The organism is Micromonospora maritima, from assembly GCF_902825405.1.
GTDB lineage: Bacteria > Actinomycetota > Actinomycetes > Mycobacteriales > Micromonosporaceae > Micromonospora > Micromonospora maritima.
In genome coordinates, this window is the sequence record NZ_CADEAU010000034.1 from 1 (window position 1) to 23,937 (window position 23,937).

22 protein-coding genes and 1 pseudogene are annotated in these 23,937 nt (G+C 73.8%); 5 read left to right on the forward strand and 18 right to left on the reverse strand.

Annotated features, from left to right (window positions below):
* The 6 genes from HUW36_RS06375 to HUW36_RS06400 all read right to left on the reverse strand — a co-directional run.
* On the reverse strand, window positions 1-1,691 hold a 1,691-nt coding region (locus HUW36_RS06375), incomplete at its 3' end, for an ABC transporter ATP-binding protein (RefSeq protein ID WP_174527257.1).
* A gap of 90 nt (window positions 1,692-1,781) precedes the next feature.
* Window positions 1,782-2,375 carry a TetR/AcrR family transcriptional regulator gene (locus HUW36_RS06380; protein ID WP_174527258.1) on the reverse strand — a complete coding sequence of 198 codons (594 nt, stop codon included), beginning with the start codon at window positions 2,373-2,375 and terminating at the stop codon, window positions 1,782-1,784.
* Window positions 2,376-2,385: 10 nt separating this feature from the next.
* On the reverse strand, window positions 2,386-4,536 hold the full coding sequence (locus tag HUW36_RS06385; protein WP_174527259.1) for a YhgE/Pip domain-containing protein: 2,151 nt from the start codon (window positions 4,534-4,536) through the stop codon (window positions 2,386-2,388).
* Window positions 4,533-5,255, reverse strand: coding sequence for an ATP-binding cassette domain-containing protein (locus HUW36_RS06390; RefSeq protein ID WP_174527260.1), 723 nt, complete (start codon window positions 5,253-5,255; stop codon window positions 4,533-4,535). Before HUW36_RS06390 ends, HUW36_RS06385 begins: the two co-directional genes overlap by 4 nt.
* Before the next feature lie 99 nt (window positions 5,256-5,354).
* On the reverse strand, window positions 5,355-6,194 hold the full coding sequence (locus HUW36_RS06395; protein WP_174527261.1) for a GNAT family N-acetyltransferase: 840 nt from the start codon (window positions 6,192-6,194) through the stop codon (window positions 5,355-5,357).
* A 77-nt stretch (window positions 6,195-6,271) separates the two neighbouring features.
* On the reverse strand, window positions 6,272-7,498 hold the full coding sequence (locus HUW36_RS06400) for an MFS transporter (RefSeq protein ID WP_174527262.1): 1,227 nt from the start codon (window positions 7,496-7,498) through the stop codon (window positions 6,272-6,274).
* A gap of 121 nt (window positions 7,499-7,619) precedes the next feature.
* On the opposite strand from HUW36_RS06400, the gene HUW36_RS06405 reads away from it, so the two are divergent.
* Window positions 7,620-8,213, forward strand: coding sequence for a PadR family transcriptional regulator (locus tag HUW36_RS06405; protein WP_174527263.1), 594 nt, complete (start codon window positions 7,620-7,622; stop codon window positions 8,211-8,213).
* 48 nt (window positions 8,214-8,261) lie between these two features.
* Here HUW36_RS06405 and HUW36_RS06410 read toward each other — a convergent pair whose 3' ends face one another.
* On the reverse strand, window positions 8,262-9,080 hold the full coding sequence (locus tag HUW36_RS06410) for a class I SAM-dependent methyltransferase (protein WP_174527264.1): 819 nt from the start codon (window positions 9,078-9,080) through the stop codon (window positions 8,262-8,264).
* A gap of 130 nt (window positions 9,081-9,210) precedes the next feature.
* Here HUW36_RS06410 and HUW36_RS06415 point away from each other — a divergent pair, with 130 nt between their 5' ends.
* Window positions 9,211-9,885: a winged helix-turn-helix transcriptional regulator gene (locus tag HUW36_RS06415; RefSeq protein WP_174527265.1), complete on the forward strand. Its 675-nt coding sequence runs from the start codon at window positions 9,211-9,213 to the stop codon at window positions 9,883-9,885.
* Between the two features lie 58 nt (window positions 9,886-9,943).
* Here HUW36_RS06415 and ispG read toward each other — a convergent pair whose 3' ends face one another.
* The 6 genes from ispG to HUW36_RS06445 all read right to left on the reverse strand — a co-directional run bounded on the left by ispG (window position 9,944) and on the right by HUW36_RS06445 (window position 16,275).
* Window positions 9,944-11,119 (reverse strand): flavodoxin-dependent (E)-4-hydroxy-3-methylbut-2-enyl-diphosphate synthase, encoded by a 1,176-nt coding sequence (gene ispG / locus HUW36_RS06420; RefSeq protein WP_091580121.1) that lies wholly within the window; start codon window positions 11,117-11,119, stop codon window positions 9,944-9,946.
* 9 nt (window positions 11,120-11,128) lie between these two features.
* Window positions 11,129-12,376: a M50 family metallopeptidase gene (locus HUW36_RS06425; protein WP_174527266.1), complete on the reverse strand. Its 1,248-nt coding sequence runs from the start codon at window positions 12,374-12,376 to the stop codon at window positions 11,129-11,131.
* Window positions 12,373-13,587 carry a 1-deoxy-D-xylulose-5-phosphate reductoisomerase gene (gene dxr, locus HUW36_RS06430; protein WP_174527267.1) on the reverse strand — a complete coding sequence of 405 codons (1,215 nt, stop codon included), beginning with the start codon at window positions 13,585-13,587 and terminating at the stop codon, window positions 12,373-12,375. The genes HUW36_RS06425 and dxr overlap by 4 nt, the downstream gene beginning before the upstream one ends.
* Window positions 13,588-13,716: 129 nt before the next feature.
* Complete coding sequence (locus tag HUW36_RS06435) at window positions 13,717-14,355, reverse strand: Uma2 family endonuclease (protein WP_174527268.1); 639 nt, start codon at window positions 14,353-14,355, stop codon at window positions 13,717-13,719.
* A gap of 89 nt (window positions 14,356-14,444) precedes the next feature.
* Window positions 14,445-15,668 (reverse strand): PP2C family protein-serine/threonine phosphatase, encoded by a 1,224-nt coding sequence (locus HUW36_RS06440; RefSeq protein ID WP_174527269.1) that lies wholly within the window; start codon window positions 15,666-15,668, stop codon window positions 14,445-14,447.
* Between the two features lie 61 nt (window positions 15,669-15,729).
* A complete protein-coding gene (locus tag HUW36_RS06445) occupies window positions 15,730-16,275 on the reverse strand; it encodes a GNAT family N-acetyltransferase (RefSeq protein WP_174527270.1) in 546 nt (181 codons plus the stop codon).
* Window positions 16,276-16,326: 51 nt separating this feature from the next.
* Between HUW36_RS06445 and HUW36_RS06450 the strand changes: the two genes are divergently transcribed.
* Window positions 16,327-17,169, forward strand: a complete 843-nt coding sequence (locus tag HUW36_RS06450; RefSeq protein WP_174527271.1) for a YhjD/YihY/BrkB family envelope integrity protein — start codon at window positions 16,327-16,329, stop codon at window positions 17,167-17,169.
* Between the two features lie 13 nt (window positions 17,170-17,182).
* On the opposite strand, the gene HUW36_RS06455 is transcribed toward HUW36_RS06450, so the two are convergent.
* Both HUW36_RS06455 and HUW36_RS06460 read right to left on the reverse strand, forming a co-directional pair.
* Entirely contained in the window at window positions 17,183-18,349 is a 1,167-nt protein-coding gene (locus HUW36_RS06455; protein WP_174527272.1) for an alkaline phosphatase PhoX, read from the reverse strand.
* A gap of 106 nt (window positions 18,350-18,455) precedes the next feature.
* On the reverse strand, window positions 18,456-18,872 hold the full coding sequence (locus HUW36_RS06460; RefSeq protein ID WP_174527273.1) for a ribosomal protein L7/L12: 417 nt from the start codon (window positions 18,870-18,872) through the stop codon (window positions 18,456-18,458).
* A 182-nt stretch (window positions 18,873-19,054) separates the two neighbouring features.
* On the opposite strand from HUW36_RS06460, the gene HUW36_RS06465 reads away from it, so the two are divergent.
* Complete coding sequence (locus HUW36_RS06465; RefSeq protein ID WP_174527276.1) at window positions 19,055-20,650, forward strand: phytoene desaturase family protein; 1,596 nt, start codon at window positions 19,055-19,057, stop codon at window positions 20,648-20,650.
* A gap of 53 nt (window positions 20,651-20,703) precedes the next feature.
* On the opposite strand, the gene HUW36_RS06470 is transcribed toward HUW36_RS06465, so the two are convergent.
* A complete protein-coding gene (locus HUW36_RS06470) occupies window positions 20,704-21,342 on the reverse strand; it encodes a TMEM175 family protein (protein WP_174527277.1) in 639 nt (212 codons plus the stop codon).
* A 106-nt stretch (window positions 21,343-21,448) separates the two neighbouring features.
* The gene (locus HUW36_RS06475) at window positions 21,449-23,029 is read right to left on the reverse strand and encodes a Rieske 2Fe-2S domain-containing protein (RefSeq protein ID WP_174527274.1); all 1,581 of its coding nucleotides are present in this window, start codon (window positions 23,027-23,029) and stop codon (window positions 21,449-21,451) included.
* A 255-nt stretch (window positions 23,030-23,284) separates the two neighbouring features.
* Here HUW36_RS06475 and HUW36_RS06480 point away from each other — a divergent pair, with 255 nt between their 5' ends.
* Window positions 23,285-23,509: a DUF2631 domain-containing protein gene (locus HUW36_RS06480; RefSeq protein ID WP_174527275.1), complete on the forward strand. Its 225-nt coding sequence runs from the start codon at window positions 23,285-23,287 to the stop codon at window positions 23,507-23,509.
* A gap of 69 nt (window positions 23,510-23,578) precedes the next feature.
* Here HUW36_RS06480 and HUW36_RS06485 read toward each other — a convergent pair.
* Window positions 23,579-23,937, reverse strand: a pseudogene (locus HUW36_RS06485) (DivIVA domain-containing protein); the annotation flags it as partial.

Here is a 23,937-nt window from a genome sequence, read left to right on the forward strand (position 1 = left end):
CGCGCGCCGGCACCCGCGTACGCCCCGGCGTGGCTGGTGGCGAGCAGCTCGGCGAAGCGCGCGGACTCGCGCAGCGGGCCGGCCTCCAGCACCGCGCCGTCGGCCATCACGACGACCTCGTCGCAGCGGCGCACCGAGGAGAGCCGGTGCGCGATGACGATGCCGATGCGGTCGGTGAGCAGCCGCTCGGTGGCCTGGCGTACCCGGTTCTCGGTGACCGGGTCGAGCCGCGCGGTGGCCTCGTCGAGGATCACCACGTGCGGGTCCCGGACCAGGATCCGGGCGAACGCCACCAGTTGCTCCTGCCCGGCGGAGAGCACGTGGCCGCCCTCGCCGAGCCGGGTGTGCACGCCGTCGGGCAGCTCGGCGATCCATCCGGCCAGGCCCAGCTCGGCGAGCGCCCGCTCGGCGGCGCCGAGCAGCTCCGGGTCGAACAGGGCGACGTTCTCGGCGAGCGTGCCGGCCAGGATCTCGGTGCGCTGGGGCACCACGGCGATCCACCGGCGCAGCTCCTCGACGTCCAGGTCGACCAGGTCGGTGTCGCCCAGGAAGACGGTGCCGCGCGGCACCTCCACGGCCCGGGTGAGCACCTTGGCCAGCGTCGACTTGCCCGAGCCGGTGCGGCCGACGAGCGCGTACGAGCGGCCGCGGGCGAAGTCGAGCCGCACGTCGCGCAGCGCCGGGCCGCGCTCGTCCCCGCCGGCCGGGTAGCGGAAGGTGAGCCCGCGGACGGTCAGGTCGCCGTCGGCCGGCGCGGCGCCGCCGACCGGTTCCTGCGGCGCGCCGGCCAGCAGTTGCACGCGCCCCCAGGCACCGAACGCCTGTTGCAGGTGCGGCACCCAGCGGGCGATGTGCTCGACGGTCGCGCCGAACGCGATCGCCAGCAGCCAGATGGCGGTGAGCCGGGCGGCGTCCACCCGGCCGGTGGCGAGCGCCCACGCGCCGGCCAGCACCACCACCGCGATGCCGACCCGGACCCCGCCGGCGGCCGCCGCGGTCACCCGGGCGGAGAGCCGGAAGACCCGGCCGCACCGGGAGATCACCTCGGCCGCCCGCCGGGCGTAGAGGCGCAGCACGTACGGGCGGGCGAGGCTGGTGCGCACGTCGTCCTGGCCGTGCACCGCCTCCTCCATCACGGCCGCGAGGTCGGACCACGCCTCCTCCTCGGCCATCCGGGCCGGGGCGATGCGGGCGGTGGGGCGGCGCAGCGTGACGGCGAGCAGCGCGGTCAGCAGAACCATCCCGACGCCGGCGGGCCACCAGACGACAAGCGCGCTGACCGTGGCGAGCGCGCAGACGGCGAGGCCCTGCGCCAGGCGTACGCCGGTGTTCCGCATCTCGGCGGCGACCTGGTAGACGTCGTTGTCGATCCGGTCGAGCAGCTCGCCCACCGGCGTGGTCTCCAGCGCCGGCAGTTCCTGCCCGAGCGCGACGCGGCAGAGCCGGCGGCGGACGTCGGCGGACCAGTCGGCGGTGAGCCGGGCCATGATCAGCCCGATCAGCAGGTCGGTGACGACCGCGGCGACGAGCGCCACCGCGAGCGCGACGAACCAGCCGGACGAGCGGTGCACCAGCACCGGCCCGGCGAGCGCGGAGGCGGCGGCCTGACCACCGGCGCCCAGCACGATCAGCAGCAGGACGGCCGCCATCCGCCGGGGTGCGGTGGCCCAGAGATCTCGGAGCAGGCGCATAGGACGGTCCTCCGGACTCGGACGGGTGGGGGCGGTGAGCCCAGCCTTCCCGTCCGGCCGGTGCGGATCAAACGAATTACCGCGTTCCGGTCAGGTCTGGGCGACCCGGCGGACGATGCCGAGCAGCGCCTCCTGCACGTCGGCGATCGGCCGCTCGGGCTGGAAGACCAGCCAGTCCACGGCCACCACCAGCCCGACGCCGAACAGCGCCGAGCTGGCGGTCCGCACGTCCAGGTCGGCCGGGAGGTCGCCGCTGTCCACGCCGGCGCGAACCGTCTCGGCGATCACCTCGATGGCCTCGCCGCGCAGCAGCCGCAGCGTCTGCTGCCACTCCCGGTTGGTGCGCCACATCTCGGAGAGCAGGAGCTGGGCGAAGGCCCGGTAGCGGCGGATGTACTCCAGCTCGGCCCGGACCAGGGCGGCGAGCGCCTCGCGCGGCGGCAATCCGTCGACGGCGGCCCGGAACTCGGCGGTGAGCAGGCCGATGCCGTGCCGCAGCAGCTCCTCGAACAGGACGGTCTTGGACTCGAAGTTGTAGTAGACGGTCCCCTTGGCCACCCCGGCCCGGGCCGCGATGTCGTCCACCGTGGTGGCCGAGAAACCCTGCTCGGCGATGAGCTCCACCGCCGCCACGAAGAGACGCTGGCGGGTGTCCTCCCGCCGGCGCGACCGGCCGTCCGTCACTGCCACATCCTCACATGGTCAGTTCGGGGTGCAGCTTGGCCGGGGTCAGCCGGCGGGACCGGCGGGCCGCGCCGACGGTGAGCACCAGGGCGCCGAGCCCGAAGGCGAGCAGGACCAGCGCCCCGCCGACCACCGGACCGGCCGGACCGCCGTTGATGGTGTGTCGCAGGCCGCCCACCACGTACGTCATCGGCAGCCAGGGGTGGATCGCCTGGAAGAAGCCGGGTGAGGTCTGCACCGGGTAGGTGCCGCCGGAGGAGGTGAGCTGGAGCATCAGCAGGGCCAGCGCGGCCAGCCGGCCGGCCGGGCCGAGCGCGACGCCGAGCAGCTGCATGATCGCGGTGAACGCCAGCGAGGTGAGCGCGAGCAGCCCGAAGGTCGCCGCGCCGTGCTGCGGGTGGAGCCCGAGTGCGAGCGTCACCACCGTGTAGAGCACCGCGACCTGCGCCAGGCCGATCGCGGCGGCGGGCAGCCAGCCGGCGAGCACGACCCGCCAGCCGGGTGCGCCGGACATCACGTGCCGCCGGTTGACCGGCCGCAGCAACATGTACGTGATCATCGCGCCGACCCAGAGCGCCAGCGCCAGGAAGTACGGCGCGAAGCCCACGCCGTAGGAGCCGGCCGGGTGGTGCGAGTCGCGGATCAGGCCGACCGGGTCGCCGAGCACGTCGGCACGACTGCCCGCGTCGTCGTACCCGGGCAGCTTCTTCTCCCCGGCGGCGAGCCCGTCGGCGAGGTCGCCGGCGCCGCCCTCCAGCCGGGTCAGCCCGTCGACCAGCTTGGTGCTGCCGGTACCGAGCTGGGCCAGGCCGCCGTCGAGCGCCCGGGCGCCGGTGGCGAGCCGGTAGAGCCCGCCGCGCAACTGGTCGGCGCCGGTGGACGCGTCGCCGAGCCCGTCGCGGAGCTTGGCGCTGCCCTGGGCGAGCGTGGTGAGCCCGCCGGCCAGCTCGTCGACCTTGGCCCGGGCCGAGGCGACGTCGTCGGCCAGGTGCGGCGCGGCGGCGGCCACCTCGCGGGCGGTCTTGGCGACGTCGGTCATCTGCTTCTTCAACGCGGCCAGGTCGGTCCGGTCCAGCGCGGCCCCCAGCGCCTTGGCCTGGGTGACCGCCCGGTCGGCGGCCGTGCGGGCGGCGGCGAAGTCGCTGTCGTCGGCCAGTTCGGGGTGCTCCCTGGCGACCGCGTCGAGCCGGTCGGAGATCTCCTGCGCCAGCCGGACCACCTCGTCGGCCTTGGCGGGCAGCGCGTCCAGGCCGTCGGCGAGCTGCTGCGCGCCGGTGGCGACCGCGGTGGCCGCCTGCTGGATCCTGTCGGCGTTGCGGCGCAGCACCGGTTCGTACCTGTCGGCCGCGGCGTCGACCTTGGCGGCGGCGGCCTTCGTCTCGGTGGCGGCCCGGCCGGCACCGTCGGCGAGCTGGGCCGCACCGGTCTGCAACTGGTCGAGGCCCCTGGCCAGCTTGTCGGCGCCCTGGACCGACTGGTTCAGCCCGCCGGCGAGTTGCCCGGCGCCGTCCTCGGCGTCGCCGAGTCCGTCGGCGAGCTGGCCGGCGCCGCGCTGGGTGGTGCCGAGCCCGTCGGAGATCTTCCCCGCCCCGTCGGCGGCCCGGCCGGTCTCCGCCTTGGCGTCGGTGAAGCCGATCAGCATCTTGTCGAAGTACGAGGCGGCGGTGCTCTCCGCGGCGGCGGCCCGGATCTCGCTGAACGCCGAGCGGGCGAGCAGCCCGGAGAGGTAGTTGGTGGCGTCGTCGTTGACCACCTTCAGCTCGCCCTGCCGGGCCGGGCGGTCCGGCTCGGGGCTGGCGGCGAGCGTGGCGGAGAAGTCGGCCGGGATGGAGAAGACCAGGTGGTAGCGGCCGTCGCGCAGGCCCTCGGTGGCGTCGGCCTGGTCGGTCACGGTCCAGCCGAAGACCTTGCGGTCGACGAGTTCGTCCGCGAGGTCCCGTCCGGCGTGCACCTCGCTGCCGTCGCCCGCCCGGGCCGGCCGGTCGGCGTTGACCAGGGCGACCGGGATCCGGTCGAGGTTCCCGTACGGATCCCAGAACGCGTAGAGGTAGAGCGCGCCGTAGAGCAGCGGCACCACGGTGAGCACGGCGAGCGCGGCGCGCGGCAGCCGGCCGCGGGTCATCCGGCGCAGCTCGAACAGGGCCAGTCGCAGCACGCTCATGCGGGCACCTCGGCGGTCGGGGCGGGGGCGGTCGGGGCGGCACCGGCCAGGGCGGGGACGGGCAGCGCGGGGTCACCGATGCGGTGCACGGTGGCGGACACCCCGGGTTCGACGGCGCGGGCGCTGACGACCACGGCGTACCCCTGGTCGGCGAGGCGTTCCAGGGCGGCCCACATCCACTCCCGTTCGGGGCGGTCGGCGCCGGCGTCCACGTCGTCGGCGACGATCAGGCGGGGGCCGCCGAGGCTGGCCAGCACCAGCCCGAGCACCTGCCGTTCGACCGGGGTGAGGTCGCGGCCGTACCGGTCGGGGTCGAGCGGGGCGTCGGTGAAGCCGGCGCCGGCGATGGCGACGGCGTAGGCGTCGCGGCGGTAGGCCCGGCGCGCCCGCACGGCGGCGACCGGGACGAGTTGGCGGCGACGGCGCGGCACCGGGCCGAGCAGCAGCAGCCGTTCCCGGATGTGCTCGGCGACGGTGAGCGTGGGGTCGGGTTCGTGCACGCCGGCCATCTGGCCGAGCGCGGCCGGCCCCCGGCGGCGCAGCTCGCCGTGGCTGTACGGGAAGCGCCCGGCGAGGGCGAGCAGCAACGAGGTGCGCCCGCTGCCGGGAGGCCCGGTCACCGCGTGCAGCTCACCGGCGGCGGCGGTGAGGTCGACGTCCCGGTAGACCCAGCCGCGACGGGTACGCAGCCCGAGCCCGCTGGCCTCGACGATCGTCATGACACCCGCTCCCACAACTAAACTGACTGGTCAGTACAAAAACATGACCAGCATAGCGCCGGGTGTCCGGTTCGACGCAACGCGAGGGGAGGGTGATCCTCAGAACAGCACGGTGGCGAGCGTGCCGACCGGGCGGAAGCCGCAGCGCTCGTAGACCCGACGGGCCGGCAGGTTGAAGTCGTTGACGTAGAGGCTGACCGTGGGCGCGACCCGCTCCAGCGTGTCCCGCACGACGGCGGCCATGGCGGCGGCGGCCATGCCCCGGCCCCGCCACTCGGGCGCCACCCAGACGCCCTGCACCTGCGCGGTGCGGCGGGTCACCACGGCCAGCTCGGCCTTGAAGACCACCCGGCCGTCGACGAAGCGGGCGTAGGCCCGGCCGGCGCGCACCAGCTCGGTCACCCGCCGCCGGTAGCCGCGCCCGCCGTCCTCGGCCAACGGCGAGACACCGACCTCCTCGGTGTACATCGCGACCGCCGCCGGGAAGAGCCGGTCGACCTCGCTGCTGCGCACCCGGCGCACCTGCGGGTCGGGCGCCACGGCGGGCAGGGCGTCCGTGGCCAGCAGCGGCTGGTTCGGGCGTACGTCCCGGGCCGGCCCCCAGTGCGCGGAGAGGCGGTCCCAGAGCCCGAGCACCGCGTCGGCGCGCCCCACGATCGAGGAGCAGAGCCGCTCCTCCGCGCCCAACTGCTCGGCGAACGCGGCCACCGCCGGCTCGGACGCGAGCACGGGGGTGAGGTTGCCGCCCAGCCAGCAGATCGACTCCAGGTTGCGGCGGGAACCGTAGCCGAGGATCCGCGCCTCGGCCCGCCACCAGGCCAGCCCGCGCGCCGCCACCCGCTCGGCGACCTGCGCGCCCGCATACGGGTCGAGGTCGAGCAGCCGCTCGACCGCGCGGCGCTCCGACTCCCCCAGTTGGCGTACCGGCACCGTGAGCACGGCTACCAGCCTGCCAGATGGACCCGGGAGCGCGCGGGCCGACCGGGCACGCCGCCGACCGGCCGGTGAGCGGCGGCTCAGCCGGCCGGAACCGGTTCCGGTTCCGGCGCCGACGGCCGGGTGCGCGCGGCCCACCGCACCACCGGCGGCACCAGCGCGCCGAGCAGCAGGAACGACCCGCCGAGCAACAACCAGCCGGGTACGCCCCCACCGATCGCCAGCGTCGTCACGACCACCGGGGCGACCATCGACCCGAGCTGCATGCCCATCCCGTACGCCCCCTGGTACTGGCCGTGCGCGTGGGCCGGAGCCAGGCCGAACGAGACGCCCCAGCCGGCCGCCGCGTGCCACAGCTCCCCCACCACGTGCGCCAGCGCGCCGGCCAGCAGCAGCGGCACCGCCACCGCGACGGGTACGCCGCCCGCGCCCGCGAACAGCACGCAGGCCACCCCGATGAACACGCCGGCGCGCCGGGCGGCCCGGCCCGCGCCGGCCAGGTCCTCGGTGCCCCGGGAGGCACGGACCTGGAACAGCACCACCACCACGGTGTTGACCAGCAGGCAGGCGGAGACCAGCCAGCGCGGCGCGGCGGTGTGCCCGGCGATCCAGAGCGGCAGCGCGATGGTGGACAGGGAGAAGTGCATGGACATCAGCCCGTCGAGCACGGTGAAGACCAGGAACGGCCGGTCCCGCAGGGCGATCAGCCGGGGCCCGTGCGTGGGCGCCGGCACCGGCGGCACGGGCGGCAGCCGGAGCAGCACCGCCGCCGCCAGCAGGTAGGTGAGGCAGTCGAGCAGGATGAGGGTCACGTACGCGCCGCGGGTGTCGACGGCCAACGCGAACCCGGCCAGGAGGGCGCCCACCGAGATCCCGACGTTGGTGACCGCGCGCAGGTAGGCCCGGGTGCGGACCCGCTGGTCGGCGGGGACGGCACCGGCGATCAGCGCGCCCCGGGCGCCCCGGGCGGCCGAGTCGGCGACCGCCATGAGCACGCCGACCACCAGGAACCCGGCGAACGAGCGGACCGCGACCAGGGCGGCGGTGCAGCCGGCCGAGGCGACCAGCGCCACCAGTTGCAGGCCACGCGGGCCGAGCCGGTCGGCCAGGTAGCCCATCGGCGTGCTGGTCACAAGACTGACCAGCGCGGTGAGCGTGAGCGCCACGCCGACCTGGGCGACGGTGAGCCCGACCGAGCGGGTGAGGAAGAGCGCGCTGGCGGTGAGCCAGGTGCCCCGGCCGACGGTGTTGATCAGCGTGGACACGGCGAGGATCCGGGACGGGCCCGGTTCGGGAAGCAGGCGCACCCCGGCACACTAGCAAGACGTACGTACGGTTTGCAGCCCGGCCACTTTTAACGTCTTGTCGGCGATGCATTGCCGATATATCGTTGATGCATCAGTGATGCGACGACAGAAGGAGAGCCCGATGGGTTTCCGTCGACACGTGCACACCATGCACGACGAGATGCGCCGCCACGGCGGCTTCGGCTTCCCGCCCGTACCCCCGGGTCCGCCGCCGTTCCCGCCCGGACCGCACGGTCACGGGCGGGGCCGGGGTGGCCGGGGCCGCGGGCGCGGCCGGCGCCCGAACGTGCGCGGCGCCGTGCTGGCGCTGCTCACCGAGCGGCCGATGCACGGCTACGAGATGATCCAGGAGATCGACTCCCGCACCGGCGGGGCCTGGCGGCCCAGCCCCGGCTCGATCTACCCGACCCTGCAACTGCTCGAGGACGAGGGCGTCATCGCCACCGCCGCCGACTCCGACGGCGGGCGCAAGCGGTTCGCCCTCACCGAGCAGGGGCGCCCCGAGGCGACCGAGGCGGCGCAGACCCCGCCCTGGGCGGAGTTCGCCGAGCAGACCGTCAACAGCTGGCACGACATCCGCGACGCCGGCGCGCAGGCCATGCACGCGCTGCGGCAGGTGATGACCACCGGCACCGACGACCAGCGCGCCCGGGCCGCCCAGGTGCTCGACGAGACCCGGCGCAAGCTGTACGCCATCCTCGCCGAATCCGAGTGAGCGCCGCCGCCGGGACGGCACGCCGGCCGGGGAACGACCGGCGTGCCGTCAGGCCCGGCGCGCGGTGACCAGCAGGTACTCCCAGCGCATCACGCCGCCCTCCAGGTGCCGGGCGGCCAGGTCGGTCAACGCGCGGTCCAGCCCGGCGGTCCGCTCCGGGTCGCCGGCGTTCGCCCGGTAGACCGCGACCGTCGGCCCGTAGTGGGTGGCGAAGAAGTCGCGGAACTCCGCCGGCGTGGCGAAGCGGTTCACCACCACCGCGTCCCGCCCCAGCGTGAGCGAGCTGACCCGGTCGCCGAACAACTCCCGGACGTGGTCCTCGTCGCCCCAGAGCGGAGGCGGCTGCGCGCCCGGCGGCGGTGGCGGCGCGTACGGCCGCATGGCCGCGAACAACTGCCCCACGAAGCCCTGCGGCGTCCAGTTCACCAGTCCGATCGTCCCGCCCGGCCGGCACACCCGGAGCAGCTCGTCGGCGGCCACCCGGTGCCGGGGCGCGAACATCACGCCCACGCAGGAGAGCACCGCGTCGAACTCGCCGTCGGCGTACGGCAGCGCCTCGGCGTCGGCCTCCTGCCAGGTCAGCGTCAACCCCTCCCGCTCGGCCGACGCCCGGCCGATCGCCAGCAGCTCCGGGGTCAGGTCGCCGGCCACCACCTCCGCCCCGGTCCGGGCCGCCGGCAGGGCCGCGTTGCCGGTGCCGGCGGCCACGTCCAGCACCCGGTCGCCCGGCCCCACCCGGGCCGCCCGCACCAGCGTCGCGCCCAACTGCGGGATCACCTGCGCGGCCACGGCGGCGTAGTCGCCCAGCGCCCACATCGCGCGGTGCCCGGCCTTCACGGCCGCGTCCCGCTCCCGTTCCTCGATCATCGCCTCGCTCCTCACCTGTCGTCCCTGACAGGGACGCTAGGCATCGGGCGACCCCGCCCCCAGTACGAGATCTGTACCGCTCCCGACAGGCTGCTGGCCGGGCCGCCGGGCCGGGCGTAGCGTGCCCGCCATGGGGGCCTCCTACCACCAGTTCTGCCCCGTGGCGAAGGCCATGGAACTGCTCGACGAGCGGTGGACGCTGCTCGTCGTCCGGGAGTTGGTCAGCGGCTCGGAACGCTTCAACGAGCTGCGCCGCGGGCTGCCCCGGATGTCGCCCACGCTGCTCTCCCGCCGGCTGCACCAGCTCGTCCGGGCCGGGGTGGTGGAGCGGCGGGTCGACGGCGGCGACGTGCGCTACGTCCCGACCGCCGCCGGGCGCGAGCTGCGGCCGGTGCTGGAGGCGCTCGGCGCCTGGGGTGTGCGCTGGATCGGCGAGCTGGGCGACGCCGACCTCGACCCGAAGCTGCTGCTGTGGGACATGCACCGGCACGTCGACCACGACGCGGTCCCGCCGGGGCGTACCGTCGTGCGGTTCCGTTTCCGCGACGTGCCGGCGGCGCAGCGCGACTGGTGGATGGTCATCGTCGCCGGCGAGGCCGACGTCTGCGACGACGACCCCGGCCACGACGTGACCGTGACCGTCACCGCCGACCTGCGGGCCATGGTCCAGGTCTGGCTGGGCGACCTGGAGTGGCCGGCCGTGCTGCGCAGCGGGGCGGTGCAGGTGGCCGGGCCGGAGGCGCTGCGGCGCGCGGTGCCCGGCTGGTTCACGCTCTCCCCCTTCGCCGCCGTGCCCCGGCCCTGAGACGGCGCGTGCGGCCGCCCCCGGGAAGGGACGGCCGCACGGCGACGCGGGAAGCGGGTCAGTGCACGGTGACCGTGGCGCCACCCGGCACCAGGTCCCGCAGCTCCTCGGGGATCTCGGCGCCCATCTCGTCGGCGATCCGCAGCGCCTCCTCGATCAGCGTCTCCACGATCTGCGCCTCCGGCACGGTCTTGACGACCTTGCCCTTGACGAAGATCTGGCCCTTGCCGTTGCCGGAGGCGACACCCAGGTCGGCCTCGCGGGCCTCGCCCGGACCGTTCACCACGCAACCCATGACCGCGACGCGCAGCGGCACCGGCAGCCCTTCCAGGCCGGCGGTGACCTCCTCGGCGAGCTTGTAGACGTCGACCTGGGCCCGGCCGCAGGACGGGCAGGAGACGATCTCCAGGCCGCGCTCACGCAGGCCCAGCGACTCCAGGATCGCGGCACCGACCTTGATCTCCTCGACCGGCGGGGCGGAGAGGGAGACCCGGATCGTGTCGCCGATGCCCTCGGCCAGCAGCGCGCCGAACGCCACCGCCGACTTGATGGTGCCCTGGAACGCCGGGCCGGCCTCGGTGACGCCCAGGTGCAGCGGGTAGTCGCACTTCTCGGCGAGGAGCCGGTAGGCGCGGATCATCACCACCGGGTCGTTGTGCTTGACCGAGATCTTGATGTCCCGGAAGCCGTGCTCCTCGAACAGCGAGCACTCCCAGAGCGCCGACTCGACCAGCGCCTCGGCGGTGGCCCGGCCGTACTTGGCCAGCAGGCGCTTGTCCAGCGAGCCGGCGTTCACGCCGATCCGGATCGGCACGCCGGCGTCGCCGGCCGCCTTGGCGATCTCCTTGACCTTGTCGTCGAACTGCCGGATGTTGCCCGGGTTCACCCGGACCGCGGCGCAGCCGGCGTCGATCGCGGCGAAGACGTACTTCGGCTGGAAGTGGATGTCGGCGATCACCGGGATCTGCGACTTCCGCGCGATCGCCGGCAGCGCCTCGACGTCGTCCTGCGACGGCACGGCGACCCGCACGATCTGGCAGCCGGACGCGGTCAGCTCCGCGATCTGCTGGAGCGTGGCGTTGACGTCGGCGGTGAGGGTGGTGGTCATGGACTGCACCGAGACCGGCGCGCCACCACCGACCGGCACCGAACCGACCATGATCTGGCGGCTGGCCCGGCGCGGGGCCAGCGGCGGCGGCGGTACGGGGGGCATACCGAGACTGACAGCGGTCACTTCAGGCACTCACCTTGAGAAGAGCGTGATCGGGTTGACGACGTCCGCGGTGACGGTCAGCAGCGTGAACACGCCACCGACCAGGATCACCGCGTACGTGAGGGGCATGAGCTTGAGGTAGTCGACGCGCCCCGGGTCGGTGCGGCCGATCCGGGCGTAGAGCCAGGAACGGGCGCGCTCGAACCAGGCGATGGCGATGTGGCCGCCGTCGAGCGGGAGCAGCGGCAGCAGGTTGAACACGCCGATGAAGAAGTTGAGCGACACGAAGAGCATGAAGAACACCAGCCAGGCGTTGTTCTCCACGGCCTCGCCGCCGAGCCGGCTCGCGCCGACCACGCTGATCGGGGTGTCCACGTCGCGCTCGCCGCCGGTGATCGCGTTCCACAGCGCCGGCACCTTCTGCGGGATGCGCTGCATGGCGTGCGCGGTCTGCACCGCCATGTTGCCGGTGAAGTCGGCGGTGGCACCGAACGCGGCGACCGGGCCGTACTCGACCCGGGTGGGGGTGCTGGGCTGGAGCGCGACGCCGAGCGCGGAGACCGCCGAGGTGGCGCCCTTCGGGTCGTCCAGCGGCGGGCGCTGCACCGCGGCCAGGTCGACCGTGGCCGTGTCCGGCGTGCCGTCGCGCAGATAGGAGACGGTGGCGGTGCCGGGCTTGGTGCCCCGGACCACGTCGAGCATGTCGCCCCAGGTGGAGACCGGACGGCCGTTCACCGCGGTGATCCGGTCGCCGTCCTTGAGCTGGGCCTGGGCGGCCGGGCTGGCCGGGTCGCCGCTCTGGCAGACACGGGACGCGTTCTCCACCACCACGCACGGGGCGATGGCGATCACCGCCGGTTCGGCCCGGAAGCCGGCCTCGGTGGTGGGGAACTTCGGGTTCGGCAGGCCGGCGGAGACCGCGATGATCCAGAGCGCCACCAGCGCGATGGCGAAGTGCATCGCGGAGCCGGCGGACATCACGATCGTCCGCTTCCACACCGGGTAGCGCCACATGGCGCGCTTCTCGTCCCCCGGCTCGACGTCGTCGTCCTGCGGGGTCATACCGACGATCTTGCAGAAGCCACCGAGCGGGATGCCCTTGACGCCGTACTCCGTCTCACCCCGCCGGAACGACCAGAGCGTCGGGCCGAAGCCGACGAAGTAGCGGGTGACCTTCATCCCGAACGCCTTGGCGGTCAGCATGTGCCCCGCCTCGTGCAGGCTCACCGAGATGAGGATCGCCAGGGCGAACAGCACCACCCCGAGCAGATAGCTCATCGAGCTCCTTCCACCGACCCGACGATGATCTCCTGGGCGTGCGCCCGTGCCCACGACTCCGCGGCGAGCACGTCCTCGACGGTACCTGGTTCGTCGAAGTCGGGAGCGTCCTCCAGCACCCGCTGGAGGGTGTCGACGATGCCGAGGAACGGCAGCCGCCCGGCCACGAACGCGGCCACGCACTCCTCGTTCGCCGCGTTGTAGATCGCCGGCCGGCACCGACCGGCCTCGCCGGCCGCCTTGGCCAGCGCGACCGCCGGGAACGCGGTGTCGTCGAGCGGGAAGAACTCCCAGGTGTGCGCCGAGGTCCAGTCGACCCCGGCGGCGGCCCCGGGGACCCGGTCCGGCCAGCCGAGCGCGACCGCGATGGGCAACCGCATGTCCGGCGGGCTGGCCTGGGCGATCGTGGAGCCGTCGACGAACTCGACCATCGAGTGGATCACCGAGGTGGGGTGGACCATCACCTCGATGTCGGCGTACGGCACGTCGAACAGCTCGTGCGCCTCGATCACCTCCAGCGCCTTGTTGACCATCGTGGCCGAGTTGATCGTGACGACCGGCCCCATGTTCCAGGTCGGGTGCGCGAGCGCCTGCTCCGGTGTGACAGCGGTCAACTCGTCGCGCCGCCGGCCCCGGAACGGGCCGCCGCTGGCGGTGACGATCAGCCGCCGCACCTCCGTGCGGGTGCCGGAGCGCAGGCACTGGGCCATCGCGGTGTGCTCGCTGTCCACCGGGACAAGCTGCCCCGGCCGCGTCAGGGCGGCCTTGACCAGCGGGCCGCCGGCCACCAGCGACTCCTTGTTGGCCAGCGCGAGGGTACGTCCGGCACGGAGCGCGGCCAGCGTCGGCGCGAGCCCGAGCGAACCGACCACGCCGTTGAGCACCACGTCGCAGGGCCACTGCGCCAGCTCGGTCATCGCGTCCGGCCCGGCCACGATCTTGGGCAGCTTGAAGTCGCCGGTGGCCCAGCCGCGCCGGCTCGCCTCGGCGTAGAACGCCAGCTGGAGGTCCTGCGCCACGGACGCGCGGGCCACACCGACCGCCTCCACGCCCAGCTCCAGCGCCTGGGTGGCGAGCAGGTCCACGTTGCCCCCGCCGGCGCCGAGCGCGACCACCCGGAACCGGTCCGGGTTGCGCTTGACGATGTCGATGGCCTGGGTGCCGATGGAGCCGGTCGAGCCGAGCAGCACGAGGTCTCGGGGAGTGGTCACAGGCCCATTGTTCCCCAGCGCCTCATCCGTCCCGCCCCGGCGTCCCCCGACGCCTTGATCGACTCCACTTCCCCGAGGTGGCGCCATCCCCGCCCGACCGATACCGCCACCTCCCCGAACCGGTGTGGATCACGCCGGGGTTCCGGACCCTGGGGCCTCTTCGTCGAGCAGGTCGGCCGGGTCGATGGCGAACTCGAACGGCTGCCGCATCACGAACGTGGTGCCGGCCGCAGCGGCGGACAGCGGCCGGTACTCGCCGTCGACCAGTTCGTAGAGCGCGAGCGCCGGTACCCGGTTGCGCAGGTCGACCCGGAGAAAGTACGGCACGCCGGCAGCGGCGTACTCACGCGGCCGGTCGATCACGTCCTTACGTCGGTTGCCCGGCGACACGATCTCGCCGAGGAGGACGGCCTCACCGATGTCGACCGCGGACCGGCCACCGCCCGAGGAGCGGAGCACGGCGATGTCAGGGATGAACATGTCCTTGCCGCGGACCAGGTTGATCTCCGGATAGACCCAGAGTTCCTCCCGGCGGGCCGCCCGGTGCAGCAGATAGGGCAATTCGCGTTCGACTGACTGGTGGTCGATGCCGGCATGTGGTGTCACGATCACGCTTCCGCTCAGGACCTCGACCTTCGGGCCGTTGGTCTCCGGTAGGAGATCGAGAGCGAGCTGCGCGGTCCACGGTTCGTCGTGCCACCTGAGCACGTCGAACGACGGCTCGGCGGGCTGCGGCGCCGGCTCGGGCGCGAATGCGGCCTGGGCCATCGGGCTACACCCCCTCCGCGGGTAATCGTGCTACCGCCCACCCTAGCGGCGCTGCCCCGCCAGGCCCTGCTCGCACACGGTGTCCGTCGCTACCGGGATCCCTGAACCCGCGCGGTGAGGTGCTCCAGGTGACCCAAGGGCAGGTGCGGCGGCTGCCACTCCAGGAACAACGCGGTGGCGTCGTCGTCGAGCTGGTCCCGCTGGTACGCGAGGACGGCGCGGACCAGCCGGCGCATCGTCTCCGGGCTGGGCAGCCGCTCGTTCAGGGCACGCTCGACGAAGTCGACGAGCCGGTCCTGCCCGAACCGTTCCCCGTCGTCGCCGCGGGCGTCGGTGATGCCGTCGGTGTAGGCGAGCACACGGTCGCCCGGGTGCAGCGCCTCCTCGTGCACCCGCGGACGCCGGGCCGTCAGGTTGCCCAGCCCGAGCGGCAGCGCCGTCGGCCCGGGCAGCGCCCGGACGGCCTTGCCGTCCCGCAGCAGCAGGGCACCGGGATGGCCGGCGTTGATGATCCTCAGCAGGCCGGTGCGGCGGTCCAGCTCGGCGAGCAGCGCGGTCGCGAACAGGCCGGGATGCTCGGAGCGGACCCACCTGTCGATGCTGATCGCCGTGTCGACCAGGTCGAGACCGGTGCGCCGGGCGTTGCGGTACGCGCTGACCACGAGCGACGCCAGCGCGCTCGCCTTGATCCCGTGCCCGCAGGTGTCGAAGAGCCCGACGCTGAGCACGTCACCGTTGAGCGCGTAGTCGAAGATGTCCCCGCCGACGTCGTAACACGGTTCGAGGATGGCGGTGATCACCAGGTCGTCGGTCGCGAAGGTCAGCGGCGGCAGCAGCCCCCACACGGTCTCGGCGGCTACCTGCATCGGGAGGCGGCGACGGACCCGTTCGACGACGTCGCCGTAGAGCCGGCGGTTCACCAGGACCTGGGCGACGGCGACCGCAACCTCCCAGGCCGGCCGGTCCAGCGCGGGGTCGCCGGCGCCGGGCGACACGATCTCCAGCACCCCCAGCCGTTCGCAGCCGAGCAGCAGGGGCACCCAGAGCCGGTCCGGGCGGTCGGGAGCGCGCTGCACCTCGAGGCCGGTGAACGCCCGCCCGGCCAGCGTCGTCTCGATCATCAGCTCGTCCCGGGGCCCGCCGGCACCGACCAGGGGTACGAGCGAGGACTGCGTGTAGTCGGCCAGGTAGATCACGATGTCGGTGGCCCCGATCGCGGGCGCGGCCCGGCTCACCAGGAGCGACAGCTCGTCCGGCCCGCCACGGGGGGCGTTGAGGTGCAGCCAGCGCGCCGCGTCGCCGCCGTCGGCCATCCGCACCTCCCCGTGTCCCCACCACCGTAGGAGGCCGACGGCGAACTGCCAACGGCACGGCTCACATCGGGCGGTCCAGGACGAACGTCTCCAGGTCGGCGCCGCCGTACCAGTCGCCGCGCACGCCGACGTGGGTCATGCCGAGCCGCCGGGCGACCGCCATGGACGGCTCGTTGCCGGCCATCACCACCGCGTACACCCGGGGCGTTCCGGTGGCGAACTCGCGCTCCAGCACCGCCCGGGCCGCCTCGGTGGCGTAGCCGTGGCCCTGGGCGTCCGGGTGCAGGTGCCAACCGACCTCGATGTCGTCGGTCAGGGTCACGCCGTCGCGCCCGGGCAGCGGCTTGAGCAGGACGCTGCCCGCCACCCGGTCGGCGTCGCGGGGTGCGATCGCCCACAAGCCCCACCGACCGGCGTACGGCGCCCAGCGCTCGCGCCACAGACGCACCCGTTCGCGCGCCTCCGCCGGGTCGGTCATCCGTCCGGCGCCACCGCCGAGCCAGCGCATCACCTCCTCGCGGGAGTAGATGTCGTAGACGCGGGCCAGGTCGTCCGGTGACTCCGTCCAGTCCCGGACCACGAGCCGCTCGGTCGAGGCGATCATCATGACGCCGGATCGTAATGCGTGCCGGACGGTCGTACGGGGAACGAGGGGGCGATGGGCGACGGGTGGGAGCGGACCAAGCGGATCACGGCTGCGGCGTTCCGGCCGGTCCGGGGCCGGGACCTGTCGCTGCACGCCGCCGCGATCACGTTCTACGGGGCGATCGCCGTGGTGCCGGTGGCGCTGCTGGCGATCTGGCTCACCGGGCTGGTCGCCGGGGCGGACCGGGTCCGCCGCCTCACCGGGTACGCGATCGACACGCTGCCCACCCAGATCGGCGCGGACCGGGCGGTGGCCGCGCTCGTCGAGGCCGGGGTGACGCTGACCCCGCTGCTGGCCCTGGCGTCGCTGCTGCCGGCCTCGCTCTACGGCGAGGGCCTGCGCCGGGCGTTCGTCTCGGTGGCCGAGCCGCGCGGCGAGTCCGGCGCGCTTGTCGGCTGGCGGGGCCGGCTGCTGCTGCTCCCGCTGCTCGCGCCGGCCCCGGCGCTGCTGCTGTCGATCCTGCTGGCGCTGCCGCTGACCACCCGGCTGGTCCGCCAGGGCGGCTGGCTCGGCGCGCTGGGCGTGGTGCTGTCGTTCCTGGCCGTGTGGCTGGTGCTCACGCCGGTGCTGGTGTGGGTGTTCCGGGTGGTCGGACCGGCCTCCCCGGACTGGCTCTCCACGCTCGGCATGGGCTCGTTCACCGCCGCGAACCTCTCCGGCTTCCTGCACGGCTTCGTGCTGTTCTGCTCGCTGCCGCTGGACCTGGGCGTGCCGTTCGGCGGGTTCGACGAGATCGGCGGCGGCGTGGCGGTGCTGCTCTGGCTCTACCTGTTCCACGTGATCGTGCTGGCCGGCTACTCGGCCACGCTGGCGCTGAGCCGGTGGCGGGCCGCTCGGGTGGCGGCCCGCCCCTGACCGGCGGGTCCGGTCAGCGCCGGAACGGGCCACGCACCTCGTAGGTGATGCCGCCGCTGCCGGCGGTGGCGCCGCTGGTGCCACGCTGCGAGGAGAAGTAGAGCCGGCTGCCGTCCGGGGCGAACGCCGGCCCGGTGATCTCCGACTTGGCCTGCCCGAGGAGCCGCAGGAACGGCGAGACCACGCCGGCCGGCGTGATCACGTTGATCTCCATGTCGCCGCCGTCCTCGGCCACGTAGAGGTCGCCGCCCGGCGTGCCGGTGAGGTTGTCGACGCCGGTCAGCGGCGCGGCGCCGGCCGGCACCAGCGAGTCGTCGTACGCGAGGTCGAGCCGCTCGTGCACCGCGTCGTACGCCCACACCCGGTTGTCGCCCTTCGTGGTGAACCAGCAGGTGTCGTCGGCGTACCAGCAGCCCTCGCCGCCGGTGAACGACTGCGCCGCGCCCACCTGGTAGCGGGTCGGCACCGGGAACCCGTCGCGGTCCGGCAGGTCCCGCCAGGTGACCGGGCCGGTGACCTGGCCGTCCGGGGCGCAGAGCACCTGCACCCGGCCGGTGCGCAGGTCACCCCAGGTGTCCGGGACGAAGCGGTAGAAGCAGCCGTCCGGCTCGTCCTCGGTCAGATAGACCACGCGCCGCTGCGGGTCGCAGGCCGCCGCCTCGTGCTTGAACCGACCCATCCGGGTCCGTTCCTCGCCGCCCCGGCCGCCCTCGGGCCAGGTCTCGAAGACCCGACCCAGCGGCACCTCCTCGCAGGAGAGCCAGGTGCCCCACGGGGTCGCCCCACCGGCGCAGTTGGTGTTGGTGCCGCCGAGGATCCGGTACGCGGCGACGATCGCGCCGTCGGCCGCGAACCGCACCGCCGAGGCACCGCCGACAAGCGGTACCTCCGAGTTGGAGACGTAGATCCAGCCGTCGCCGGCCGGGAAGCAGGCGCCGCCGTCCGGCGCCCAGTGCCAGGAGTACGAGGTGCCCGCGACCCGCTGCCCGGAACGGGCGATCACCCGGCTGGTGAACCCGGCCGGCAGTTGGAGGCCGTTGGCGTCGGCGGGCAGCAGGTCCCCGTACGGGCCGGGACCGGGTTGGGCGGGGACGGCGGGCGCGGCGCCGGCCCAGAGACTGCCGGCGAAGGCGGCCGCGCCACCGACGGCGGTGGCACGCAGGACGGTACGACGATCCATCGGGGTGACCTTCCCGGAGGCGGTGTGGGTGTGCCATCGACGGTAGGGCATGCGGCCATCGACCGCCGCCGCTGTCCGGTGAACGCCCGGTGACGGTCGCTCGGCGTCAGAGGCGTTCGACGTACCGCTTGGCGTCGGCCAGCGACAGGTTCGTGTGCTCCCGCACCACCTTGATCGCCTGGATCTTCCTGCCCCGGTGCAGCAGCCGCGCGGCCTCGGCCCGCACCGCGTCGTCGACGGCGACGCCGGGCACCGGGACGCCCGGCGACCAGGTGCCGCCCGCCGCCAGCAGGTCCACCACCCGCTTCGCGTCCAGCAGCGACAACCCGGTCTGCGCACGCAGCACCTTGACCGCCTCGACCGTGCGCCCGGCGCGGGCCAGCCGGAGCACCTCGGCCTGCCCGTCACCGGCGGGGCGGTCCGGGGTGACCAGGTCCCGGGGACGGCCGCGCCGCAGCACGAGCAGCACCAGCACCACCACGACCAGCGCCGCCACGAGGGCGACCGGGACAGCCTCGGACATGGCCGCCAGGGTAGCCGCCGGCCGTGAACCCTCCCACCGGGGAGCGGCCGGCACTAGGCTGCCCGGGCATGAGCGAACGCACCGAGCGAAGCGAGGGCCATGAGCGCATGCCCAGCCGGCACCGCATGAGCGAACGCACCGAGCGAAGCGAGGGCCATGAGCGCATGCCCAGCCGGCACGGCATGAGCGAAGCGAGTGAGCTGCCGTCGCGCGCCGACGTCGTCGTGGTCGGCTCCGGGCACAACGGCCTGGTCTCGGCGATCCTGCTGGCCCGCGCCGGCCTCGACGTGCTGGTGCTGGAGGCCGCCGACGTGATCGGCGGGGCCACCCGCACCGAGAACCCGTTCCCTCTGGTGCCCGGCCTGCGCCACTCCACCGGGTCCTACCTGCTGGGGCTGATGCCGCCGGAGCTGCTGGCCACGCTCGACGTGACCATTCCGGTGCTGCGCCGCGACCCGCACTACTTCCTGCCCACGCCGGGCGGGCTCGGCGCGCCGTACCTGTTGTTCGGCAGCGACACCGCGGCCACCCGGCGGCAGCTCACCGACATGTTCTCGGCGGCCGACGTGGCCGCCGACGACGCGCTCCAGGCCGAACTGGCGCAGTTGCGCGAGGACCTGGCGCCGGCCTGGCTGGCCGAGCCGCTGCCGGTCGAGGAGACCGCCGAGCGCTACGTCCGGCCGGCGCTGCGGCAGGTCTTCGTCGACCTGGTGCGCGGCTCGGTCGCCGACCACCTGGACCGCTTCGACTTCCGCTCCGAACTGCTGGTCAGCATGTACGCGGTCACCGACGGCCTCTCCGGGCTCAACGCCGGCCCGGACGACCCCGGCACCGGGCACAACTTCCTGGTGCACAACATGTGCCGGCTGCCCGGGTCGGACGGCACCTGGATGATCGCCGAGGGCGGCATGGGCACCGTCTCGCGTACCTTCGCCGAGGCCGCCCGGCGCGCCGGCGCGCGGATCGTCACCGGCACGCCGGTCACCGCGATCACGCTCGACGCCGGCGCCGCCTCCGGGGTGGTGCTGGCCGACGGTCGGGAGGTCGGCGCGTCGGTGGTGCTGGGGGCCTGTGACCCGTACCGGCTGATGGAGCTGCTGCCCGACGGCGCGCTCCCGGCGGAGCTGGGCGCGCGGATGGCGGCGGTCCGCCGCCCCGGCACCACGCTCAAGCTCAACCTGGCGCTCACCGGGCTGCCCCGCTTCGCCTGCCTGCCGGACGACGCGCTGAGCCCGTTCGGGTCGACCATCCACCTGCTCCCCGGCTCGGCCTCGCTGGTCGGCGCCGGCGGCGAGTCGCCGATGGCCGCGCTGCGCGGCATGTGGGCGGACGTCCGGGCGGGGCGGCTGCCGGACGAGCCGACCATCGAGTGGTACCTGCACACGACCGTCGACCCGTCCCTGTCCGACGGGGCCGGGCACCACTCGTCGGCGCTGTTCGTCCAGTCGGTCCCCTACGAGCTGGCCGGCACCACCTGGGACGCGGCGCTGCCCGGCTACGTGGAGCGGCTGGTCGCGATCTGCGAGCGGTACGCCCCCGGCACCGCCGACCTGATCGCGGACGCGGTGCCGCTGCCCCCGCCCGGCATCGAGGCGCACTTCGGCATCACCGGCGGGCACATCCACCACGTCGACAACACGGTGTCGTTCACCGACCGGATGCCGTACGCCACGGGCGTGGACGGCGTCTACGCGGGCAGCGCCGGCTGCCACCCGGCGGGCAGCGTGATCGGCGCCGCCGGCCACAACGCGGCCCGCCGCATCCTCGCCGACCTGTAAGGAAGGGCCCCCTGTTAACGCCTCCGGTAGAGCAGGGGTCCCCTGTTAACACCTCACGGCGTCTCGGCGGCCTCGTGGCCGGCGCGCGGCAGGTCGCCGGGACCGCGGATCACGTAGAGGCCGACCAGCAGCAGGTAGGCCAGCAGGCTGAGGATCGGGTCGACGAACACGACCGCGAACGCGACCAGGTAGAGCAGCGGGCCGAGCCGGAACCGGCGGGCCACCGCCCGGGCCAGCCGGGGGTCGAGGTCCGGGTGCAGCAGGCCCCGGCGGCGGGCCCACCACCAGCTCAGGTTGAAGAACAGCGCCTCACCGAGCACCGTGCCCACGTACAGGGCGGCGGTGAGCCGCTGGTCGCCGGTGGTGCCGCGCAGGTGGTCCGCGAGCAGGTTCGCGGTGAACGGGATGGCCGCCACGAACATCAGCAGCAGCAGGTTCAGCACCAGCAGCATCTGGTCGACCCGGCAGACGTAGCGCCACATGTTGTGGTGGGTCAGCCAGACCTGGCCGACCACGGCGAACGTGATCACGTACGCCAGGTAGGCCCGCCACTCGTGCGCCAACGCGGCCGGCAGTCCCCGGTCACCCGGCTCGTCCGGGCCGAACTGGAGCAGCTCGACCGCCATCAGGGTGAGCACGATGGCGATGACCGCGTCGCTGAACGCCTCCACCCGCGAGGCGTCCCGTGCCATCTCGCTGCTGCGCCCGAACCGGTAGCCCGGCTCCCTGTCCGCGCCCGTCACGCCGCCCCCACACCACGATGGTCGCGTGCCGGGGGCGGCGGGCGGGGCGAAAGCGTCAGATGACCGCTTCCCCGGCCGGCGCCGGGGTCTCCGCGTCGGCGCGGTGCGCGCGGATCTTGTGCCCGACGCTCGTCAGGCAGCGGCCGCTGGCCAGGTCGAACTTCCAGCCGTGCAGCTGGCAGGTGAGCTGGTCGCCGTCGACGATGCCGAACCGGCTCAGGTCCGCCTTCAGGTGCGGGCAGCGCCGCTGCACCACCCAGCCGTCGAGCGTGATGTCCTCGGCGTCGACCGCCCGCTCATGCTCGTCGTACCAGCCCTCGGCGTACTGGAGGCGTTCCTCGGAGAGGCACTTGAAGAAGGCGTAGACGAACTCGTTGTACTGGCCGATCCGGGCCGCCGAGAACCGGCAGGAGAGGAAGAGCGAGTTGACCCAGTCCACCTCGTCGATGTGCAGCAGGTGCTCGATCAGCGCGCGCTCGGTGCGGAACCGGTAGCGGACCTTCTCGTCCGCGTACGGCCGGACCTCCTTGCCCGGGAAGTCCACCACGATCGACTCGACGTTGTCACCGTCGTAGCCCACCAGGTCGAAGCGGACCGGGCCGCCGACGCCCTTGGCCAGGTAGATCGACTCGTCCAGCAGGGGCTCGATCCGGCGCTTCATCTGGCCGAGCACGTCGACCTCGGGGTGCCGCCAGGACGCCTTCTCGGCCTCGATGATCGGGCGCTTGCGCTCCCGCATCTCCTCCAGGTGGGCGACCTTGTTCGCGAAGAACTCCTCCACCGGCACCGGGTGGGTGGTGGTCGCGCCCTCGGTGGTGATCTCCGTGACGCTGCCGGGCAGCAGCACGATGCCGTTGGTGCCGCCGACCTTCGCGTACTCGGCCAGGAAGACCGACTGGTCGGGGAAGATGTTGCCCTCGTCGCCGAAGATGTCGTTGAACTGCCACAGCTCGTCGTCGAGGAAGCACGGCGGCCCGGCGATCGGGAAGACGTGGTCGGCCTTCAGGTCGTCGATGTAGCGCCAGGTGCGGTCGAACTGCCGGTCCCGCTTCTGCTTGCCGAACGCGGTCTTCGCCGCCTGCGGCAGCTCGTAGACCATCGGGTACCAGATCGCGCCGGAGAACTGGAGCATGTGCGCGTGCACGTGGCCCAGCTCCGCGAAGACGGTCAGGTCGGTCGGGCGGGCGTCGTTCTGGTTGAGCAGCCGGACGCCGTCGTACTCCACCCACAGGGACGAGTCGCCGATCGGGCCGTCGGTCGGGCTGGTCAGCGCCTGGATCATGATCTTCAGCCCGCCGGGCAGCTCCACCACCTGCTCGTTCGGCGCCTTGAGGAACTTCGTGAAGCCCAGCGCCCGCAGCTCGTCCTCCATCTCCGAGGTGGGGAACTCGGGCAGCAGGACGGTGGCGTCCTTGGAGATGACGTCCCGCAGGTGCTTGGCGTCGAAGTGGTCCCGGTGCAGGTGCGACACGTACAGGTAGTCGACCTGACCCAGCGTGGCCCAGTCGAGCTGGGAGTTGTCGGGGAACGGGAACCAGGAGGCGAAGTAGGCGGGATTGACCCACGGGTCGCACAGGATGCTGCCCGCGGGCGTGTCGATCCGCATGCTGGCATGGCCCGTACCGGTCACTCGCACCGCAATCCCCCTCGACAAGACATCAGGCGTACGTCAGGAACGCTACCGGAGGCAGTGTGGTCGCCGTCCCGCGACGCCGGTAGTGCCGTTGCGCCCCGGTCGGGACGGGTCCAACGGCCCGGGCCGGTCGGCGGCGCACGGCGCCCCGGTCGCCCGCCCGGGTCATCCCCGCCCCGTGAGGTCGGACCCTGCGCCGGGCCCGGTGGGGCGCGTGCCAGACTGATCGGAGATCCGATCGCGAGGGAAGGACCGACAGTGGCAGGAGACGAGCCGGTAACCGCGCCAGATCAGCACAAGCCGGGGCACCGCAAGTCCGGGCGGATCGGTGCGGTGGTGTCGGCGGTGGCCCTGGTGGTGATGGCGTTCTGCGGCACCGAGGAGGGCCGGGTGGAGGACCTCTGGCTGTTCGGGATCGCCGCGCTGCTGCTCGCCATCGTCATCGGCGACACCGTGCTGCGCCGCAACGGCCTGCGGTCCTGACGCGCGGCGCCAGCGGTACGCGGAAGGGCCCGCCCCCGAGGGGGCGGGCCCTTCGTCGTCGTGGGCGGCTCAGCGGCCGAGCAGGATGTCCTGCACGTCCTTGAGCGCGGCGTCGACCTCGGCCTCGAAGTAGCCGCCGGGCACCAGCCCGAAGCGCAGCGTGTCGAGGTCCTTCGGGTTGACCGGCATCGGATTGCGCCCCTGCATGCCGCCGAGAAGCGTCTCGAAGAACCGGTCGACCTGGTCCGGGTCGTATCCGCTGCCGAACCGGCGGACCTGGAAGCTGCGCCGGATCTGGTCGACCCGGTAGAGGTCGCTGCCGGGCGGGCCGGCCATCGGCGGACCCACCATCGGCGGGCCGGCGGCCGGCGGGCCGACCAGCGGCGGACCGGTCATCGACGGGCCCGGGCCGTAGCCCTGGTCCGGCG

What these genes read in the sequence shown, in the direction of transcription:
- HUW36_RS06385 (WP_174527259.1), bottom strand. Translation starts at nt 4,536, where the DNA reads ATGAGCGTGCTGCGACTGGCCCTGTTCGAGCTGCGCCGGATGACCCGC.
- HUW36_RS06450 (WP_174527271.1), top strand. Translation starts at nt 16,327, where the DNA reads ATGGGCGACGGGTGGGAGCGGACCAAGCGGATCACGGCTGCGGCGTTC.
- HUW36_RS06445 (WP_174527270.1), bottom strand. Translation starts at nt 16,275, where the DNA reads ATGATGATCGCCTCGACCGAGCGGCTCGTGGTCCGGGACTGGACGGAG.
- HUW36_RS06470 (WP_174527277.1), bottom strand. Translation starts at nt 21,342, where the DNA reads ATGGCACGGGACGCCTCGCGGGTGGAGGCGTTCAGCGACGCGGTCATC.
- HUW36_RS06405 (WP_174527263.1), top strand. Translation starts at nt 7,620, where the DNA reads ATGGGTTTCCGTCGACACGTGCACACCATGCACGACGAGATGCGCCGC.
- HUW36_RS06425 (WP_174527266.1), bottom strand. Translation starts at nt 12,376, where the DNA reads ATGAGCTATCTGCTCGGGGTGGTGCTGTTCGCCCTGGCGATCCTCATC.
- HUW36_RS06390 (WP_174527260.1), bottom strand. Translation starts at nt 5,255, where the DNA reads ATGACGATCGTCGAGGCCAGCGGGCTCGGGCTGCGTACCCGTCGCGGC.
- HUW36_RS06415 (WP_174527265.1), top strand. Translation starts at nt 9,211, where the DNA reads ATGGGGGCCTCCTACCACCAGTTCTGCCCCGTGGCGAAGGCCATGGAA.
- HUW36_RS06455 (WP_174527272.1), bottom strand. Translation starts at nt 18,349, where the DNA reads ATGGATCGTCGTACCGTCCTGCGTGCCACCGCCGTCGGTGGCGCGGCC.
- HUW36_RS06465 (WP_174527276.1), top strand. Translation starts at nt 19,055, where the DNA reads ATGAGCGAAGCGAGTGAGCTGCCGTCGCGCGCCGACGTCGTCGTGGTC.
- HUW36_RS06460 (WP_174527273.1), bottom strand. Translation starts at nt 18,872, where the DNA reads ATGTCCGAGGCTGTCCCGGTCGCCCTCGTGGCGGCGCTGGTCGTGGTG.
- HUW36_RS06410 (WP_174527264.1), bottom strand. Translation starts at nt 9,080, where the DNA reads ATGATCGAGGAACGGGAGCGGGACGCGGCCGTGAAGGCCGGGCACCGC.
- HUW36_RS06435 (WP_174527268.1), bottom strand. Translation starts at nt 14,355, where the DNA reads ATGGCCCAGGCCGCATTCGCGCCCGAGCCGGCGCCGCAGCCCGCCGAG.
- HUW36_RS06440 (WP_174527269.1), bottom strand. Translation starts at nt 15,668, where the DNA reads ATGGCCGACGGCGGCGACGCGGCGCGCTGGCTGCACCTCAACGCCCCC.